The 19,634-nt window shown below is 49.3% G+C and carries 9 protein-coding genes, 12 tRNA genes, 2 rRNA genes and 1 pseudogene; all 24 read right to left on the bottom strand.

Annotated elements, in window-relative coordinates; all coding sequences use genetic code 11:
* Positions 1–956 precede the first annotated feature (956 nt).
* Entirely contained in the window at positions 957–1,505 is a 549-nt protein-coding gene (gene loaP / locus AC2TF6_RS02995; RefSeq protein ID WP_491309834.1) for an antiterminator LoaP, read from the bottom strand.
* Between the two features lie 256 nt (positions 1,506–1,761).
* A pseudogene (locus tag AC2TF6_RS02990) lies at positions 1,762–2,258 on the bottom strand (IS4 family transposase); the annotation flags it as partial.
* Between the two features lie 1,001 nt (positions 2,259–3,259).
* Positions 3,260–3,484, bottom strand: a complete 225-nt coding sequence (locus tag AC2TF6_RS02985; protein WP_491309833.1) for a hypothetical protein — start codon at positions 3,482–3,484, stop codon at positions 3,260–3,262.
* 278 nt (positions 3,485–3,762) lie between these two features.
* Positions 3,763–5,592 (bottom strand): glutamine--fructose-6-phosphate transaminase (isomerizing), encoded by a 1,830-nt coding sequence (gene glmS / locus AC2TF6_RS02980; protein ID WP_491309832.1) that lies wholly within the window; start codon positions 5,590–5,592, stop codon positions 3,763–3,765.
* 1,572 nt (positions 5,593–7,164) lie between these two features.
* Complete coding sequence (gene glmM / locus AC2TF6_RS02975; protein WP_491309831.1) at positions 7,165–8,505, bottom strand: phosphoglucosamine mutase; 1,341 nt, start codon at positions 8,503–8,505, stop codon at positions 7,165–7,167.
* Positions 8,506–8,632: 127 nt separating this feature from the next.
* Positions 8,633–9,967 carry a CdaR family protein gene (locus AC2TF6_RS02970; protein WP_491309830.1) on the bottom strand — a complete coding sequence of 445 codons (1,335 nt, stop codon included), beginning with the start codon at positions 9,965–9,967 and terminating at the stop codon, positions 8,633–8,635.
* Positions 9,960–10,775 carry a diadenylate cyclase CdaA gene (gene cdaA, locus AC2TF6_RS02965; RefSeq protein WP_009675030.1) on the bottom strand — a complete coding sequence of 272 codons (816 nt, stop codon included), beginning with the start codon at positions 10,773–10,775 and terminating at the stop codon, positions 9,960–9,962. Before cdaA ends, AC2TF6_RS02970 begins: the two co-directional genes overlap by 8 nt.
* A 193-nt stretch (positions 10,776–10,968) precedes the next feature.
* Positions 10,969–11,568: a zf-HC2 domain-containing protein gene (locus tag AC2TF6_RS02960; RefSeq protein ID WP_009675028.1), complete on the bottom strand. Its 600-nt coding sequence runs from the start codon at positions 11,566–11,568 to the stop codon at positions 10,969–10,971.
* Between the two features lie 81 nt (positions 11,569–11,649).
* The gene (gene sigW / locus AC2TF6_RS02955; RefSeq protein WP_009675029.1) at positions 11,650–12,228 is read right to left on the bottom strand and encodes an RNA polymerase sigma factor SigW; all 579 of its coding nucleotides are present in this window, start codon (positions 12,226–12,228) and stop codon (positions 11,650–11,652) included.
* A gap of 128 nt (positions 12,229–12,356) precedes the next feature.
* The gene (gene ppc, locus AC2TF6_RS02950; RefSeq protein WP_491309829.1) at positions 12,357–15,143 is read right to left on the bottom strand and encodes a phosphoenolpyruvate carboxylase; all 2,787 of its coding nucleotides are present in this window, start codon (positions 15,141–15,143) and stop codon (positions 12,357–12,359) included.
* Positions 15,144–15,354: 211 nt separating this feature from the next.
* Positions 15,355–15,428 (bottom strand) — tRNA-Gly (locus AC2TF6_RS02945).
* Between the two features lie 7 nt (positions 15,429–15,435).
* Positions 15,436–15,512, bottom strand: a tRNA-Pro gene (locus tag AC2TF6_RS02940).
* 9 nt (positions 15,513–15,521) lie between these two features.
* Positions 15,522–15,598: transfer RNA gene (locus AC2TF6_RS02935), tRNA-Arg, on the bottom strand.
* An 11-nt stretch (positions 15,599–15,609) separates the two neighbouring features.
* Positions 15,610–15,684, bottom strand: a tRNA-Gly gene (locus tag AC2TF6_RS02930).
* Between the two features lie 10 nt (positions 15,685–15,694).
* Positions 15,695–15,775, bottom strand: a tRNA-Leu gene (locus AC2TF6_RS02925).
* 12 nt (positions 15,776–15,787) lie between these two features.
* Positions 15,788–15,863 (bottom strand) — tRNA-Lys (locus AC2TF6_RS02920).
* 10 nt (positions 15,864–15,873) lie between these two features.
* A tRNA-Gln gene (locus AC2TF6_RS02915) sits at positions 15,874–15,948 on the bottom strand.
* A gap of 8 nt (positions 15,949–15,956) precedes the next feature.
* Positions 15,957–16,032, bottom strand: a tRNA-Thr gene (locus AC2TF6_RS02910).
* Positions 16,033–16,036: 4 nt separating this feature from the next.
* Positions 16,037–16,112 (bottom strand) — tRNA-Val (locus AC2TF6_RS02905).
* A gap of 9 nt (positions 16,113–16,121) precedes the next feature.
* Positions 16,122–16,193, bottom strand: a tRNA-Glu gene (locus tag AC2TF6_RS02900).
* 6 nt (positions 16,194–16,199) lie between these two features.
* Positions 16,200–16,272 (bottom strand) — tRNA-Thr (locus tag AC2TF6_RS02895).
* Between the two features lies 1 nt (position 16,273).
* Positions 16,274–16,349, bottom strand: a tRNA-Asn gene (locus AC2TF6_RS02890).
* A gap of 5 nt (positions 16,350–16,354) precedes the next feature.
* A 5S ribosomal RNA gene (gene rrf / locus AC2TF6_RS02885) occupies positions 16,355–16,471 on the bottom strand.
* Between the two features lie 135 nt (positions 16,472–16,606).
* A 23S ribosomal RNA gene (locus tag AC2TF6_RS02880) occupies positions 16,607–19,522 on the bottom strand.
* Positions 19,523–19,634 lie beyond the last annotated feature (112 nt).

Below are 19,634 nucleotides of genomic sequence, written 5' to 3'. Positions count from 1 at the left end.
ATTCCGGAAACATCGATTTGACATTATATTTTCAACTCTAGGTATCTCATCGATCCTGAGTTTAGTCAGAAAAAAGTCGCGTCACGGAGCGCCTGTTGAAGTTGAAAAAAAGAAAGCCTAAACACGAGCGTGAAGCTTGGTTAAAAAAAGCAAATGGAGGACGAACAGAAATCAATCTGCGAAGAAGAATTGCAGCTCAACTAACCGGTACTTATTTTACGTTAAGAGACGAGATGCCCATCGAGCCTCGATGAGGAATCAAGAAAAGTAGTTAGGGGAAACATCTATTTTAGTATGGATTTAAAGGGTTCACTTTACAGTATCCAAACTACACATTTAAGTATGCAACTATGGATTCAAAAATGAAGTTGATGAAATTGGAGGAGTCTGTTGCTCTTTAAGGCAATGCATTATGAAATTAATTCAAATATAGAAGATTCGAATGAATTTCATCAATAATGATCTATTTGATCAAGCTTCACATTGTGTAACTCAATCTACAAAAAAATAGCGACCTATATCCATTTAAATACAGGTCGCTTACTCTTATGTATTTTTTTCCTAATTACTCCTTGTGAAATTTTCGACATTTTTCACAAAAAACCCAGCTCCGCCCTTTCGTCCAGCCATATTTTCACCGAACTACTGAAGCTACTTGTTATGTCTCCTTATGACCAATAACGTGCCGAAACATCGATTATTGCCAGTCAGGTATTGTTATATTCGTTTTATTAATATCTTTAATAATGTTAATATGTTATAAAGCGATATATCATGATCAAATAATACTCCCATACACAAAATTTGTCAATAGTTATCAAAATATAGGACGATGGTGTAAAGTTATTCGTTTTTTTCCATGCTAGATATTATTTAGATATTAAAAGGAATGAATTTGTTTCTTACTTCTATAACATAAATCCAGCAAGGGCTAGAGGCAGCTTTTCGCGGGATTTTTAATTTGAAGGTTCATAGGAACGTGGATTTAATTTGTGAATAATTTCAACTCCGACATCTACCAGTTTTTCGTTTCCCAAAAAGTTCAGTGCAATCTTAGCTCTATTTTTACGGCTATCTACTTTTTTAATGATTCCTTCTAATCCTTTTAGAGGCCCTGAAGTGACAAGTACTTTTGAGTTAACAAGATAAACGCTAGAATACTCCAGTGTATCTCTACCACCAAGCAATTTAATAATGGGTTCGATTTCTTGAGGCTCTATTTTACATTCCTCTTTATTAAAGCTCTTTCCATTATGGACGATACGGTAGCAACGGGGGATTCTCTTAATTTCATAGTAGATTTCGTCGGTCAACCTACAATTGATCAGAACATAGCCAGGGAAAAGTTTCTTTATAACATGTTGAATCTTGCCGTTTTTTTTCTCGGGCACTCTTCGCTTAGGAACTACGGCGTTTAAAATGGAGGAGTCAAAATGCAGATTAAGATGTTGGAGCACCATTTCTTCTTGATTGGATTCAACAAATAATGCGTACCAGTATTTCATTTTCCTCTCCTCCTTTAATTTGGATAATATTATAGATATAGCATACAACCTTTATCCTAAAAATTTTGTAATATTTTGTAGTATAAAGTTTGTATGCGCTTTATTTTATATTCGATTTAATAATTGGAAAAACAACATCCTGTGTAAAAAAAGGATTTTAAATCAAAATATGTACCATGCCTGTTGATTAACCGTATATTTAACTTTCATCTATAGTAATTAATCGCTCTCTCTTATTAAGAAAAGCGAGTTTTACAACCAAAGCAACATAAAGTTGGCCATAGACCGCATTTTCAGATGTGCCAAACAAGGTCGGTACGTTCAAATGTTGGTGGATCCAACGGAAAAAAAGCTCAATTTTCCAGCGAGCTTTATACATGTCAGCAATTTGTTCCGCCGAAGTACCTAGTAAATTGGTAACCACTCGAATCTCACGTCCATGTCCATCATCAAACATGACTACGCGATGTCGCCAACGAGAGCGACATTGCTTGGTTCCAAGCTGACAGGTAATGTCACGTGTGACAGGCGAATCCTTTGGTTTCTGCCTCCGTAAGGCGCGGGGTTTTTCCAAGTGAACATTTTCTTTTAATCGAATGACAAAAACTGACTTTCTGAAACATAGTGATCGAACCGTTCAATCTTTCCATAGGCTCGGTCTTGCACGAGAATAAACGCTTGATTTGCAAGCTTTTCACCAACAGGACCATCATGCCGGGAGGCTGTTGTCTCTTCCACATCCGCAGCCACATTCGCTCCGTCCAAACCAACCCCAACGTCTAAAATCTCCTTGAAACCAATATGAAATTGCCTCACTGTTTCGGGGAAGAAAGGATTTCTCGCTTTGTACCCATGTCGAAATAATCTGGAGAGTCGTTGCTCTACCAACAAATGTGACGGCAATGGCTCTACGTAATCACTGATTTGTTGAATTAAGAGGCTCTAATTTTTCTAAGTCTCAAAAGTTCCTTATCCTGTGTTAGTGATGCCTACGCCTCAGCAAAAGCGGCGGTGTGCACTTGCTTTGGCTCATCTCCAATTCCGTGTATATAAGTCACCATGGCAATGATAACCGCGCTAATAATAAATCTTAAATGAATCCCTCCTTAGCTTTCTTACCTACGGCATCAATATTTCCTAATACAAAAAATAGTATTCATTTGCGTAAACGGCCCGTTAGCTGAATAGGCTGCCGATGATCTCGGCAGCCTGTTGTCGTGGTGCTATCGTTTCCCGTTAGTTCAACCACTTAATCATTTCATTGACTTTGCTAACGCGACCATTTCCTTTATAGTCAAATCTTCGCTGTCGATTTGAATAAAAATACCTTCTTGTACCCATCGTAAGTATCCACCTGGTATATGATTAGCCCATGGTTCAAATCGCCCCTATCTATAATAATATTCCCTTTAACCATTCCACTATCCTGACCGTAAAGGACGCTGCCTTGCCTTCTCTTAGGCTATTTCATTCCAATTACTAATTAAAGAACATATGCGGATAAGCATGTAGTGCTTACACAGGGGACTTATCTTAACCAAAGCACTAAGAAATGCTTTATCTTCTTAGTCTTCAATTTAGAACGGACAGAGTTCCCAAGCTCCGAGAGTACAGCCATTTCATAAAAATTCCGTTTATCTTCGTAAACGTGTTTCTGCTAGTGGTTTGAGACAATATTCAGCGCAGAGCTTCCAAGTAAACGCAAAAAAACCGCTGAGATTATCCAGCGGGTAAACACTTCTTAGAGAATTTTGTCATGAATTTGATCTTAATCTTGTCTTCAGTTGCATTATCTCTATAATTTCGTTTTTATCGTAATCATTAAGGTTCCTATATACCTCAATTAACCTTTCTTCATCATAGTCCTCATATGTAATCCCATCTTCAGAATCTACGCCAGCTAACAACCAGTTTATATTAACTTTATATTGGATCCTAATTGATATTAATGTATCCGCTGAAGGATTACTATTTCCCATTTCAATTTCACTCAGGTTCCCTTGAGAGATTCCTATACTTTTGCAAACTGAGATTGGTTTAGATTATTTTCTTTACGAATACATTTTATTCTATATCCAATATCACTCATTTATCCCCCACCTTTCATCAAGTTCCATGCAAATTGAATGTTCATTTATTAAAAAGAGGGCAGCCCGAAATTATTGTCTCAGGCTACCCTCTAGATGCATTGAATAAATTACATGTTGGTTCCACACTTTTTTATCACTGGACAGTATTGTGTCAACACGCTTCCGCCTTACTCCACCGTCACGCTCTTCGCCAGATTGCGCGGTTTATCCACATCATTCCCGCGTGCCAGCGACGCATAGTACGAAAGTAACTGCAGCGGAATCACGGTCAGCGCAGGGGACAGCACATCCAGCGTCCGCGGGATGCTGAACGTCTGGTCCACCGATTTTGCGAACTCGGCGTCCCCCTCGTAAGCAATCCCCAGCACTTTGCCGCCGCGCGCCGTAACTTCCTTGATGTTGCTCACCGTCTTCTCTTGAAGGTCGGATTGCAGCCCCAGGGCAATCACCGGCACATCATCCTCGATCAGTGCGAGGGTTCCGTGCTTCAGCTCGCCGGCCGGATAAGCTTCGGAGTGAATGTACGAGATCTCCTTCAGCTTAAGCGAGCCTTCCAGCGCAACGGCATAGTCGATACCGCGGCCGATGAAGAACAAGTGCTCCTTCGGCGCAATCTGCTCCGCATAAGCTTGGATCTCTTCGCCGCGCGCCAGAATGCTTTCCACCTGCTCCGGCAGGCTCTGCATAGCCGCCAAGGTGTGGCGGATTTCCGCCGGCTCCACGGTTTCCAGCGTTTGCGCGAGGAACAAGCCCAGCAGATAGAAAGCCATCAGCTGCGTCGTGTAAGCCTTCGTCGAAGCCACGGCAATCTCCGGCCCCGCCCACGTCACGATCACATCGTCCGCTTCCCGCGATACGGAGCTGCCGACTACGTTGGTGATCGCCAGCACGCGCGCGCCGTTTCTTTTCGCCTCGCGCAGCGCGGCCAGCGTATCCGCCGTTTCGCCGGATTGGCTCACGACAATGACCAGTGTTTCCGGGGTGATGATCGGCGACCGGTAACGGTACTCCGAAGCCACATCCGTTTCAACCGGGATGCGCGCCAGCTTTTCGATGACGCTTTTACCGACAAGCCCGGCATGGTACGCCGTTCCGCAGGCTACGATCTGGATATTCCGAATATTCCGAATTTGATTGGCTGTCATCGAAATTTCATCCAGAATCACGCGGTCGCCGGCTTCGGAAATACGGCTTCCGATCGTATCGCGGTAAGCTTTCGGCTGGTCATAAATTTCCTTCATCATGAAGTGATCGAAGCCCGCTTTTTCAGCCGTTACCAGATCCCAGTCCACGCGGAACATTTCCCGAGAAATAAAATTCCCCTCGATTGTCATCAATTCGACACCGTCCCGCGTAAGCAGCGCCATTTCGCCATCGTTCAGGATATACACGTTGCGCGTATATTCCAGGATCGCCGGAATGTCCGAGCCGATGAAGTTCTCTCCTTCGCCTACCCCAATGATCAATGGACTGGCCAAACGTACAGCCACCAGCCGATCCGGCTCATACTCCGTCAGCACGCCGAGAGCAAAAGCGCCCCGCATCTGTTTAACCGCGTGCTGAACCGCTTTAACGATATCTCCCTCATACAGTTCGGCAATCAAATGGGAGATCACTTCCGTATCCGTCTCCGAGACGAACGTGTGCCCTTTAGCGATCAGCTCATCTTTCAGCGTCATGTAATTTTCAATAATCCCGTTATGAACCACCGAGAATTTCATCGAATTGTCCGTGTGCGGGTGCGAATTCTCATCCGATGGCTTGCCGTGAGTCGCCCAGCGCGTATGACCGATTCCTACCGTTCCGTTCAAAGGCGCATCGCTAAGCTGCGATTCCAGCACAGCCAGACGGCCTTTCGACTTCTTGATTTGAAGCCCGCCCTCCGTATAAACGGCCACGCCTGCCGAGTCATACCCGCGGTACTCCAGCTTTTTCAATCCCTCGATCAACACTTCCTGAGAATCACGTTTACCAATATATCCAACGATTCCGCACATACAAAATACCCCCATTATTTGAGCTCCATGACCCGCTTCGCATCCTGCGAATACCGTTCATAGGCTGTTTGTCAAAGATCGGCGGAACACTGAACGGAGTCACACTCCCGAATTCAAACTCCTGCCGTCTGCCTTGCCTATTTATTTGCGATTCCTTATCTCGTCTAAAAAGAATGATTTCAAAAAACCGGAACATCAAAACCATCTCAGCCGTTCTTCCACCTTGATGTCCGGTTAGATTAGCGCAGATCACATGATACATTACGTATCATTACCTGTCTTTTACAAGTGTATATCTAACACCCGTTTTAAAAAGTGAACCGGTACTCTTCCACCCATAATCCTACTAAATGCCCTGAAATCTTCTAACAGGCGCACTTAAAAAAGGCTTCCGAGCTCGCGTTTTTCAAAAAATGCGACTCACTCGTATAAGCCGGAACGAGTATAAAAGGACGCCTGACACGTAACGATACAAGTTGCCCAAGCAGCGTCTTCGCCGCGAAAAACAGAACTGAAGAAACAGGCCCCTATATCCGAGGTCACCCGTCCAACAGCGCCGCAATACAGCCCCTATGCTGCACAGATCCTTAAGCCAACGTCACCGCTCGGCAAAGATCTTTTCCGCCTGTCTAAAAATGACTGCTCCGTTCGTCCGCCTAAGCGGTTTCCGTACGACCCGTCTGCAGCCTCAACCAGAGCCATCGCTGCTTCTAAAATCCAAGCATGCGGCCCTGATTCCCTTGCTATGAATCATTCGGCTGGATTCTTGTGTGCCCGGTCACCCGGACAGTTTGCTCTCCAGCTTGTCGGTAGGAATGAACTACCGGAAGGTCCCCGCCGAAAAATTCGAACACCTTCACCTCGTCAACTTGCCGGCTCCACGTTATCTTTGCCATACCGGGTCGATTAACCCGCATGTACAATTCAGACGCTTCCCGCGCAAGTTCTGGCGCTTGTTGTTGCTGAAACACTATCCACCTTTCTCTGCATGAGTAAAAAAACATATACCCATCATATTCATTTTGGCCCCGCTTTGCAACTCTCACGATACAAAATGAGATACAAGCCCCATAATAGGCGGTTAAATCTTGTGTAAATTCGCGGTATGAGCCTCACTTCGGCTAGGTACGACTGCATGGCGGCAGGCTCGTTTCTTCTTCCATACGTGTGGCTGACACCCCGTCATGCGACGCCTCGCCGCACTCCGGGAACTAACGGCTAGCGGTGGTGCCTTCAATTTATCGAACGCTGCTTCCGGAAGCGGGGTTCAATTCCACAAGACTTTCTATCCTTCTAAACCATCGCGAGTCTGCCCGTTAGCTCAGTCCTTCTGCGCATCTACATCCGCTTCCTTGAACTCACTCCTCTTATCTTCCCTCTTATCTTCCCTCTCACAACCCTCTACTCCACTCTACTCCCCTCTCCTATACCGCTCAGCCCTCTGTCCCTCCCATCCGCATGCCAAAAAGCCGCTCCTCTCTTAAGAGAAAAGCAGCCTACACAAACCGATCAACACATCAGTCTATAATCTTATATATCAGGTAAAATCAAGCCAGCAAAACGCGCCCGGAATTAACCGAGCTCCCGCTTCACGACCTCCACGATGTCATTGACATAGCCTTCCACCGTATCCTTGTCCGGTCCTTCCGCCATGACGCGGATAAGAGACTCCGTCCCGGACGGACGCACCAGCACACGGCCGTTGTCGCCCAGTTGGCTTTCTACGGCACTGATTGCGCCGGCAATGGCTGCATTGTCCTGCAGCTTGCTTTTATCCGCTACACGCACGTTGACGAGCACCTGCGGGAACTTCCGCATAATCCGCTTCACTTCGCTAAGCGGACGCCCTCCCGCCACGAGGGTGTCAGCGAGCTGCAAGCCCGTAAGAATACCGTCTCCGGTCGTATTGTAATCGAGGAAAATGACATGGCCGGACTGTTCGCCGCCCAGATTGTAGCCGCCCTTACGCATCTCTTCCATCACGTAACGGTCTCCTACGGCCGTCTGCGTCGCTTTCAGGCCGTGGCCCTCAATTCCCTTAAAGAAGCCGATGTTGGCCATAACCGTCGTCACAATCGTGCTGTGATTGAGCTTGCCCGCACGGTTCATCGCATCGCCGCAGATGCTCAAAATGAAGTCGCCGTCGACTTCATCCCCGTTCTCATCGATCGCGATGAGGCGGTCCGCATCCCCATCGAACGCAAGGCCGAGGTTCGCGCCGTGCTCCACGACGGCTTTCTGCAGATTCTCCGGATGAGTCGAACCGCAGCCGTCATTGATGTTGCGCCCGTTCGGCTCCGCTCCCAGCGTGATCACTTCCGCTCCCAGCTCGCGGAAAATCTTAGGCGCCAGCTCGTAAGCGGCCCCGTTCGCGCAGTCCATCACAATCTTCATGCCGCCGAACGAATGCTGCACGGTCGACTTGACGAAGTCGGCGTACAGGAACTTCGCCTTCGGATCATCCGACACGGAACCGATCTCGCCGCCCACCGGCCGCGGCAGCTCGTCGTCGTCCGCGTCGAGGAGGCGCTCGATTTCGAGCTCCGTCTCATCGAGCAGTTTAAACCCGTCTCCGCCGAAAAATTTGATCCCGTTGTCTTCCACGGGATTATGGGAGGCGGAGATCATCACGCCGGCGTCGGCGCCAAGCACGCGCGTCAAATACGCGACGGCAGGCGTAGATACGACGCCGAGGCGGATCACGTTCGCTCCGATCGACAGGAGACCTGCGATCAGCGCCGCTTCCAGCATAGGACCCGAAATACGCGTATCCTGGCCGATGACTACCTTCGGATGCTGAGCCTGACGTGTCAGCACATACCCTCCACAGCGTCCGATTTCAAAAGCCAGCTCCGGTGTCAGCTCCTTATTGGCTACTCCGCGAACTCCATCCGTTCCAAAATATTTCCCCATCGTTCTCTTCCCCTCTTCTCATAAACGGCACGTGAATGCCATATCGGCTTCTTTATAAATCCTGGTAACTTGTCATGATTTTAACATATCCCTTATAACTTACGAAGGAAAATTCCCGTTTAGGGGGTTACGGCTCCTTTTTAGGGACCGTTTCTCCCGCAGCATCCGGTTTCTGGGTTGGAGTTGGAGTCGGAATCGGAATCGGTGTAGGACTCGGATTTTTCGACTCGGTTTGCGTCTGAGCCGCCGAAATGACGACCTTTGCCTTCGTGACCTGTGTCCCGCCATCTTTGATGTACGGCGGCAGATTGAGGGTAATCGGCAGTTCGTGCGTCCCAGGAGGCAAATTGCTCACATCCACGATAGCCTGGATGTCTTCCGGTTTAACAGCCTCCATTTGAGGCGCCGCTCCTTCTAGGGTCAGCGTAATGCTGCCGTTAGGAGGATCCGTGAACTTCACTTCCGTTCCTTCCGCTTGTCCCACTATTTTCAGGGGGATTCCCGGATATTCCTTTTTGATGGAAGAGACGATTTCAACGGTTACCTGCACCTTCGTCGGCTCAATCTGAGTCACCCCTTTTTGCAAAGGAATGTCCAGCGTAAATTCTTTCGTTTCCTTGAGTCCGTCGATCTTAAGCGTAACTCCCGAATAGAAGTCCATGCCGTCCAGCACGTTTTGCGGTCCGTAGACCATGATCTTGTCCGGATTCTGCTTGATCGAACCGATGCTGTAACCGGGAGGCAGACTGCCCGTCAGTTGAATCTGCAGAGGCACTGTTTTAAACGGACTGGTGACGGGGACATCCACGTCCACTACGGCAGGCCTTATATCGTAAGGCAGCTCGCGGCCTTCTTTGTTATAGACCTTCAGCTTCACCTGCTTGGTTACCGCCGAATCAGCTTTATCTACCGAGATTTCCCCTTGAACCGTCGCCACCTCGTCCGCTTTGCTCGCCGGAACGGATACATGCACCTTGCTCGGTTTGGCGATAGGGTCGCCGGATTTATACCCGGGCTGCGGAGTTCCCTTTACATTGATCTTCACAGGGACTTCCTTCATTTCCTGCTCCTCGACGACCACCTTGACGTTCCGCGGCACGATGTCCACCTGCAAAGATGACGGGAAGCCGACCGCCTCCAACGGAAGGACATACTCGCCTTTACCGCCGGCCTTGGTCAAATCCAGCACGACTTTGTACTCACTCGTACTCACCCGCTTCAGCGCGGAATCTTTCCCTTTCAAAATCACCTGTACCCGGCTGGGCTCAATCGAAGAAATATAGTATTTATCCGAATCGTATTTCGGCGTAATTTGCACATTGCTGATCGGCAGCTCTTTAATTCCCCCCGCTGTCGAATTGGTCACGGTAGTGCCTTCCATCCGGACAACCGCCCACAGAAGAATTCCGATAATGACCGCGATCACCCGGACGACATTTGTATTTCTCAGCCATCTATCCACGTTTGCGTCCCTCCCACCATTTCTTGAAAGGGTTTTGACGGTCTTTGGCCTTAGGCTTCAATTCATCAAAAAGCTTCGAAATCAAGGATTCTTCCTTGATATCCCGGACGACCTGCCCGTTCAGCGACAGTGAGATTTGTCCCGTCTCCTCGGACACGATCAAGCAAACGGCATCCGAAACCTCGCTCATTCCGATAGCCGCCCTGTGCCGGGTGCCAAGCTCTTTACTGATAAAAGGATTTTCCGAGAGGGGCAAATAACAACCCGCCGCCATCAGCTGGTTGTTCCGGATAATAACCGCACCGTCGTGCAAAGGCGTGTTCGGGATAAAAATATTAATAAGCAGCTCGGAACTGATCCGTCCGCCTATGGCTATTCCCGACTCGATGTAATCAGTCAGGCCCGTTTCCTTTTCAAAGACGATCAAAGCCCCGATTTTACGTCGAGACAAGTAATTCATGGCTTTAATCACTTCGCCGATCCGTATGTTGACGTCCTGGTCCACGTCCATCGAACTGCGTGAGAAAAGCCGGCCGCGGCCCAGCTGTTCCAGGGCTCTTCTAAGCTCCGGCTGAAAAATAATAATAATGGCGATCAGACCCACCGTAAACATCTGGTTCATGATCCACTGCAGCGTGTTCAGGTTGAAAGCAACACTGAGCGCCCAGGCGACCAGTACGACAATGATCCCTTTCATGAGCTGTACGGCTCTTGTCCCGCGCAGCAGCATAATTAATTTATAAACCACATAACTGACAATCGAGATATCTATAATATCTGTGATGGAAATATCTGCGAATAATTCCACTGGAGTTCCCCCAAATCAACGCGTAAAAATCCGATTTTTTTTCTTATCTTTATCTGTCTATTCCTTGATAATACCACAATCCGAACAATTCTTCTATTCTACCCATTTCCCGGTCTCCAAAGAAAAAAGCCCTCCGGGGTACCCCTCGAGGACTTTAGCTGTATGAGATATGCATGCTGTTTGTTTAAGCAGGTCAATGCATGAGATCGTTCAGTTTAAACCAGATCCAGCTTAAAGCTTCGTCAATGCGTATTTTATCCCCGGATATGTGAGCAGTCGATGCCAAATTCATGTTTCCGTCGATAACCACCAGATTCCCTTCCACATTGGCGTCGTCTTCTACAACCAGTTGGCCGTTCTCGACCACCAGATTGCCTTTTACCGTCTCTCCTCTGGGCACGATCACTTTATCGCCTTGGATGATTACCCGTTCCAGGTCTGCACCCCGTACCATTAACTCGGTGTTGTTATTCCACAGGGTCATAAAGCTGCCCGCCATCGTTAACAGAAAAACAGCCGCTACCGAAACCGCAGGATGTCTGCGGATCCACTGCGTCCACGGCTTCCGCTTCTTAACGGGAGGGAGACTGCCCATAATACGGTTCGTGAGATCACTTGACACGGTAGGTGCAGGGATGGAACGAACGAGCGCATCCGTCGTTTCCATCTGCCGGAACAACGAATTGCATTCCGGACATGACAAAAGGTGCTGCTTTAGCTCCAGCGCCTGGGCCCCCTGCAAGTCCCCATCCAAATATTCGTGCATCAAAGGGAGGGCCTGTTTGCAATTCATCGAAGCCACTCCTTTCTCGTTCTTGGCCGATAGTGTAATACCATACGTATGGCGGGAGAAGATGTTTCAAAAAAATCGGACTTACAGAGAAAAATTTGCGTCCGTGTCTAATTTCTTTCGTAAATACTCCCGGCCCCGGTGAACACGTGTCTTGACGGTCGTAACGGGCATGCCGAGTACATCCCCGATTTCCTGAAGCGACATATCGTGGAGATAGCGCAGGATCACGACGGATTTGTATTTTTCAGGCAAGGTTTGAATGGCTCTGCGAATTACCTGCTGTGTTTCCGAGAGAACAATCTGGTCCTCGGGCAGCTCATCTTTGCTCGCAAGCATGGCGTAAAAATCGTTCCCTTCACTGTCCGGCATTTCGGCGTCGAGGGAATAGGTCGGTTTGCGTTTGCGCAGCCGGTCTATGCATAAGTTGGTTCCGATACGGAAGATCCAGGTAGAAAACTTCTGGTTCTCGTCGTAGCGGTCTAAGTTGTTGTATACGCGCAGGAAAGTATCCTGCACAGCATCTTCGGCTTCCTGCTTGTTACCGAGCATTCTGTAGGCTAGGTGAAATATTTTATCTTTATACAAATTCACCAGTTCCTCAAAAGCACCACGATCTCCATTCCTTGCAAGCTTGGCTAATCGTGTTTCTACTAAATTCAAGATAACTCCTCCAACCCTAGGAAGTACGGGGCTTCTTTTCACTTATGTTCGGTAAAACACACAAAGTCGAGCCGCCCGGAAGGACGGCTTGACTCTTTGTTTCAGTGCCTATGCGATGTTGTCCGTTATCAGCCTGTATTGCGGAGTCCGGCTGCAATGCCGTTGATCGTAAGAAGAACTTCACGCAGCAGGAAGCTGTCGTCTTCGTTATTCTCGCGTGCTCCGCGCAGTTCTTTGAGCAAGTCTACTTGCAGGTAGCTCAGCGGATCGACGTACGGATTGCGAAGCCGGATCGATTCTTGAATAACCGGCACGTTGTCGAGAATCTCCTGCTGCCCGGTAATATCCAGAATCAGTTTGGAAGTCAGGTCGTATTCTGCGCTGATCAGCTCGTATATGCGCTTTGCGATGCTGCCTTCCTTAAGCAGGCTGCCGTACTCTTTGGCGATGAGAAGGTCTGCTTTGGCTAGTGCCATCTGCAAACCGTCGATCATGGATTTGAAGAACGGCCAGTTCTCATACATGTTCTTAAGAACCGACATATTTTCGGCCTTATCCTGATAAAAGTCCTGAAGCGCCGTACCCGCAGCGTACCATGCCGGCAGCAGATAACGGCTCTGCGTCCAGGCGAATACCCACGGAATCGCGCGCAGATCTTCAAAGCGGTCGCTGTTGTTCCGCTTGGAAGGACGCGAACCGATATTCAGCTCTCCGACCTCCGGAAGAGGCGTCGACTGCTTGAAGAAAGTCATGAAATCCGGATCGCGGAAAATAAGGTCCTGATACTTATTCTGCGCTTTTTCCGAAATTCCTTTCATAATGCTTTCCCATTCGGTTTCAAGCGGGTGTTTTTGCGGGTTGCGTGCCAGCACCGCTCCTTTAATCAAAGCAAACGTTGCCTGCTCGAGGCTGCGGTACGCGATACCTTGCAGCGAATAACGGGATGAAAGCACCTCGCCCTGCTCCGTAATCTTGATACCGCCGCCGATCGTATCCACAGGCTGGGCCAGAATACTCCGGTTCAGCGGCATTCCGCCGCGTCCGAGCGAACCGCCCCGTCCGTGGAAGAACTTTAGCTTCACGCCGTTTTTGTTTCCGGTATCCGTCAAGGCACGCAGCGCGACGCGCAGCTCCCAGTTAGCGGTAATAACGCCGCCGTCTTTGTTGCTGTCGGAATAACCCAGCATGATTTCGTGCATAGGCGCCGCAGAATTCAAGCTTGCACGGTAAGCCGGAATTTTGAAAAGAATATCCATAATTTCCGGAGCCGCATGCAGATCGTCGATCGTTTCAAAAAGCGGCACCGACTGAATGGTGCTCACAACCGTACCGTCGGCTTCCTTGCGATAAAGTCCTACTTCTTTCGCAAAAACCATAACCTCCAGCATGTCGCTCGCGCCCTGAGTCATACTAATCAGATAGCTGTTCAAGCAGTAGCGTCCGAACTCATGCTGGGCCTTATAAATATTTCTATATACATCCAGACATTCCTGAGTAGACTCGGAGTATTTCATGTATGGGGATGTAATCGGACGCGGCTCATCGAGAAGCTTGCTCAACAGTTCGATCTTCTCATTTTCCTGGAGTGTGCTGTAATCCTCCACGATACCGATCCGGTTTAGGATTTCCGTCATGGCCAGCTCATGTTCGCGGCTGTGCTGACGAATGTCGAGGGTAGCCAGATGAAACCCGAATAACTCTACCTGACGAATCAGCTTCTTAATATACCGGTCCGCCGCATAATCGGCGAAATGGCTCCGCAAGCTTCTTTCGATCACATAGAGATCCGCAATCATTTCGTCCGGCGAGGTATACTTCTGGAAACTCGCTACTTGGGAATTTCCCGCGTTTCTGACTTTCTCGATCATGTAGGCAATCTTGGTGCGGTACGGCTCGTCGTCACTGCTCCAGAAATCATTGTGGGGACCAAAAACTTCATGATCGGCCTCAATAGATTTCTGCAGCTCATCACTGATCTCAGCAAGATTCTTGCTGAAGCTTAAGTGATACATGACATCCACGAGAATTGTTTCATACTTCTTTAAGGCAAGGCCGCGGTGCAGCTCCAGCGTCTCCCACGTGACATGAGAGGTAACCGAAGGGTTGCCGTCACGGTCTCCGCCGATCCAGGAACCGAATTTAAGGAAACTAGGTACGTGCCAAGTCTCATTCGGGTAGTATTTATCCAAACAACGTTCCAATTCTTGATAAACTTCAGGAAGAACATCGAATAAGGTTTCATCAAAATAATAAAGGCCATTCTGAACTTCGTCGATAACGGTCGGTTTCCGGTTGCGCAGTTCATCGGTTTGCCAAAGCGTCATAACCTCAGCCAGAAGCTTTTCTCTAAGCTGTTCTCTCTCCCGGTAGGTTAGCGTCGGATTGTCGAGGTACATCACGTCCTGGGAAATACGCTGGTGAATATCCAGAACCGCACGGCGTGTAGCTTCTGTAGGATGGGCAGTCATAACGAGTTCAAGCGAGATCGTCTGCAAAATTTCCTGAACCTCACGATAGGAAATCTGATTCTGCTTCAACTGCTGAACGATGCTTTCGATCGAGCCGGGCTGAACCGTTTCTCCCGAGGAACGCTCATAATCGCGTTTTCTGCGAATCCGGTGGGTTTGCTCGGCAATATTAACGAGTTGAAAGTAAATCGCAAAAGCACGAATAACCTGGTGACGAATTTCAGGCTGCAGCCCGTCGATCGTCGCTTTAAACTCCGCATAGATGGCTGGGTCATATTGAGCCCGAAGGGATTTACTCAGTTCGCGGATCTTCTCTACGACTGCCAGAAGCTCATTGCCTCCCTGATGGACCAGTACTTCCCCAAGTATATGCCCAAGAAACCGCACATCTCTGCGAAGCAAGTTGTTAGTAGAATTTTTCTGAACGATTGTTTCGTTATCCGACATGTCCTCGCCTCTTCTCTCTACTGATAATCACACCAAATTTCGTCTGATTTCATACTCATTTCAGAATATTTTACCACATTCACGCGTTGCATTATAGCTATTTTTGACGAAACATGCCTGAGAATTACAGGAAAGCCGAGTAAGATTTAACTCAAGCCCGGTTCTGGATAAATAAAAAAAAGATCTCTATGAGATCTTTGTTGGTTATGTATGGAGCGGGTGATGGGAATCGAACCCACGCTACCAGCTTGGAAGGCTGGAGTTCTACCATTGAACTACACCCGCATACATATGGTCGGGACGACACGATTTGAACATGCGACCCCCTGGTCCCAAACCAGGTGCTCTACCAAGCTGAGCTACGTCCCGAAATATGAATGGCGTGCCCTGAGAGATTCGAACTCCCGGCCTTTTGATTCGTAGTCAAACGCTCTATCCAGCTGAGCTAAGGGCACATATGAAATTATGGAGCGGAAGACGGGAATCGAACCCGCGACCCTCGCCTTGGCAAGGCGATGCTCTACCGCTGAGCCACTTCCGCATAAAACTGATGCGCGTGGAGGGACTTGAACCCCCACGTCAAAGACGCTAGATCCTAAGTCTAGTGCGTCTGCCAATTCCGCCACACGCGCAAGTTGGAAAAATGGTGAGCCATGAAGGACTCGAACCTTCGACACCCTGATTAAAAGTCAGGTGCTCTACCAACTGAGCTAATGGCTCGTACTAAAAATGGCTGGGGGTATAGGATTTGAACCTATGCATGACGGAGTCAAAGTCCGTTGCCTTACCGCTTGGCTAACCCCCAATGAAACATGGTGCCGTCGAGAGGACTTGAACCCCCAACCTACTGATTACAAGTCAGTTGCTCTACCAATTGAGCTACAACGGCATGATGGTGGACGCTGACGGGATCGAACCGCCGACCCTCTGCTTGTAAGGCAGATGCTCTCCCAGCTGAGCTAAGCGTCCGCCCAGTAATGACCCGTAGGGGATTCGAACCCCTGTTACCTCCGTGAAAGGGAGGTGTCTTAACCCCTTGACCAACGGGCCTTAATAAGCTTCCAACCGGATTCGAACCGGTGACCTCTTCCTTACCATGGAAGCACTCTACCTACTGAGCTATGGAAGCGTGGCTCCCCGAACAGGACTCGAACCTGTGACAACTCGATTAACAGTCGAGTGCTCTACCAACTGAGCTATCAGGGAATATCGCTTGGCAACGTCCTACTCTCCCAGGACCCTTCGGTCCAAGTACCATCGGCGCTGGAAGGCTTAACGGTCGTGTTCGGGATGGGTACGCGTGGTTCCCTTCCGCCATCGTCACCAAACAGGTGTCTATTCAGACACATCAGGGTTGCTCCCTGAAAACTAGCAGCGAAACGTGCAGTCGATCCATCCAAAGATCTTGTGGTGCATATATAGCATATGCTTTCGATGCGGCCTTTCCTGTCGGAAAAAGCCTTGTGGTCAAGCCCTCGACCGATTAGTATTGGTCAGCTCCACACATTGCTGTGCTTCCACCTCCAACCTATCTACCTCGTCGTCTTCAAGGGGTCTTACTAATTGGGAAATCTCATCTTGAGGGGGGCTTCACGCTTAGATGCTTTCAGCGCTTATCCCTTCCGTACATAGCTACCCAGCTATGCCTCTGGCGAGACAACTGGTACACCAGCGGTACGTCCATCCCGGTCCTCTCGTACTAAGGACAGCTCCTCTCAAATTTCCTGCGCCCGCGACAGATAGGGACCGAACTGTCTCACGACGTTCTGAACCCAGCTCGCGTACCGCTTTAATGGGCGAACAGCCCAACCCTTGGGACCTACTTCAGCCCCAGGATGCGATGAGCCGACATCGAGGTGCCAAACCTCCCCGTCGATGTGGACTCTTGGGGGAGATAAGCCTGTTATCCCCAGGGTAGCTTTTATCCGTTGAGCGATGGCCCTTCCATGCGGTACCACCGGATCACTAAGCCCGACTTTCGTCCCTGCTCGACCTGTATGTCTCGCAGTCAAGCTCCCTTATGCCTTTGCACTCTTCGAATGATTTCCAACCATTCTGAGGGAACCTTGGGGCGCCTCCGTTACTCTTTAGGAGGCGACCGCCCCAGTCAAACTGCCCACCTGACACGGTCCCTCTACCGGTTAACGGTAGTAGGTTAGAACTCCGATACGATCAGGGTGGTATCCCAACGGCGCCTCCACCCAAGCTGGCGCTCAGGCTTCAAAGGCTCCCACCTATCCTGTACAGATCGTACCAAAGTCCAATATCAAGCTGCAGTAAAGCTCCATGGGGTCTTTCCGTCTTGTCGCGGGTAACCTGCATCTTCACAGGTATTAAAATTTCACCGGATCTCTCGTTGAGACAGCGCCCAAGTCGTTACGCCATTCGTGCGGGTCAGAATTTACCTGACAAGGAATTTCGCTACCTTAGGACCGTTATAGTTACGGCCGCCGTTTACTGGGGCTTCGGTTCACAGCTTCGGATTGCTCCTAACCGCTCCCCTTAACCTTCCAGCACCGGGCAGGCGTCAGCCCATATACTTCGCCTTGCGGCTTCGCATAGACCTGTGTTTTTGCTAAACAGTCGCTTGGGCCTTTTCACTGCGGCCCCCTCGTGCTATTCACACTACCGGGGCACCCCTTCTCCCGAAGTTACGGGGTCATTTTGCCGAGTTCCTTAACGAGAGTTCTTCCGCGCGCCTTAGAATTCTCTTCTCGCCCACCTGTGTCGGTTTGCGGTACGGGCACCTTCGCCTGGCTAGAAGCTTTTCTCGGCAGTGTGAGATCAAGACCTTCGCTACTGTAATTTTCGCTCCCCATCACAGCCCAGCCTTACGATGTGCGGATTTGCCTACACATCAGCCTCACTGCTTGGACGGACATCCATCAGTCCGCGTCCCTACCCTGCTGCGTCACTCCATTGCTCGTAACGGCTTACGGTGGTACAGGAATTTCAACCTGTTGTCCTTCGACTACGCCTTTCGGCCTCGCCTTAGGTCCCGACTTACCCTGAGCGGACGAACCTTCCTCAGGAACCCTTAGGCTTTCGGCGGATCAGATTCTCACTGATCTTTTCGTTACTCATACCGGCATTCTCACTTCTGTACAGTCCAGCAGTCCTCACGATCTACCTTCACTCCGTACAGAACGCTCCCCTACCCATGCACGCAAGGTGCAAGTCATAGCTTCGGTGGTGTGTTTAGCCCCGTTACATTTTCGGCGCAGAGTCACTCGACCAGTGAGCTATTACGCACTCTTTAAATGGTGGCTGCTTCTAAGCCAACATCCTGGTTGTCTGTGCAACTCCACATCCTTTCCCACTTAACACACACTTGGGGACCTTAGCTGATGATCTGGGCTGTTTCCCTCTTGACAATGGATCTTAGCACTCACTGTCTGACTCCCGGGGTAATGTCTGTGGCATTCAGAGTTTGACTGGACTTGGTAACCCTTGGCGGGCCCCGCACCCAATCAGTGCTTTACCTCCACGACACATCCCCCGAGGCTAGCCCTAAAGCTATTTCGGGGAGAACCAGCTATCTCCGAGTTCGATTGGAATTTCTCCGCTACCCCCACCTCATCCCCGAATTTTTCAACATTCGTGGGTTCGGGCCTCCAGTGCGTGTTACCGCACCTTCACCCTGGACAGGGGTAGATCACACGGTTTCGGGTCTACGCCTGCATACTCATTCGCCCTATTCAGACTCGCTTTCGCTGCGGCTCCGCCTTTTCAGCTTAACCTCGCATGCAAACGTAACTCGCCGGTTCATTCTACAAAAGGCACGCCATCACCCATTAACGGGCTCTGACTTCTTGTAGGCACACGGTTTCAGGTTCTTTTTCACTCCCCTCCCGGGGTGCTTTTCACCTTTCCCTCACGGTACTGCTTCACTATCGGTCGCTAGGGAGTATTTAGCCTTGGCAGATGGTCCTGCCGGATTCCGACGGGGTTTCACGTGTCCCGCCGTACTCAGGATCCGTCTAGGCATACGTTCACTTTCGGCTACAGGGCTGTTACCTTTTCCAGCGGACCTTTCCAGATCACTTCACCTAATGAACTTTTGCCACATTGACGTCCTACAACCCCAAGGAGCAAGCTCCTTGGTTTGGGCTAATCCGCGTTCGCTCGCCGCTACTGACGGAATCACTATTGTTTTCTTTTCCTCCAGGTACTTAGATGTTTCAGTTCCCTGGGTGTGCCTCCAATGCAGCTATGTATTCACTGCATGGTAACTGCGCATTACCACAGCTGGGTTCCCCCATTCGGACATCCCCGGATCAAAGCCTGCTTACGGCTCCCCGAGGCATTTCGTCGTTCGCCACGTCCTTCTTCGGCTCCTAGCGCCTAGGCATCCTCCGTGTGCCCTTATTAGCTTGACCAGTGCTTGTCATATGCCGATTCGCGCTAGCAAGCAAGCTTGCCAAATCGCTCATGCGCCATATAACTTCGCTTTACATCAAACCATCAAGGTTTTGGATGATTCTAGTTACA

It is taken from the genome of Paenibacillus sp. JNUCC 35 (genome assembly GCF_058269095.1).
The sequence above is the reverse complement of the archived record's forward strand: the minus strand, read 5'-3'. Positions and strand labels throughout refer to the sequence as shown.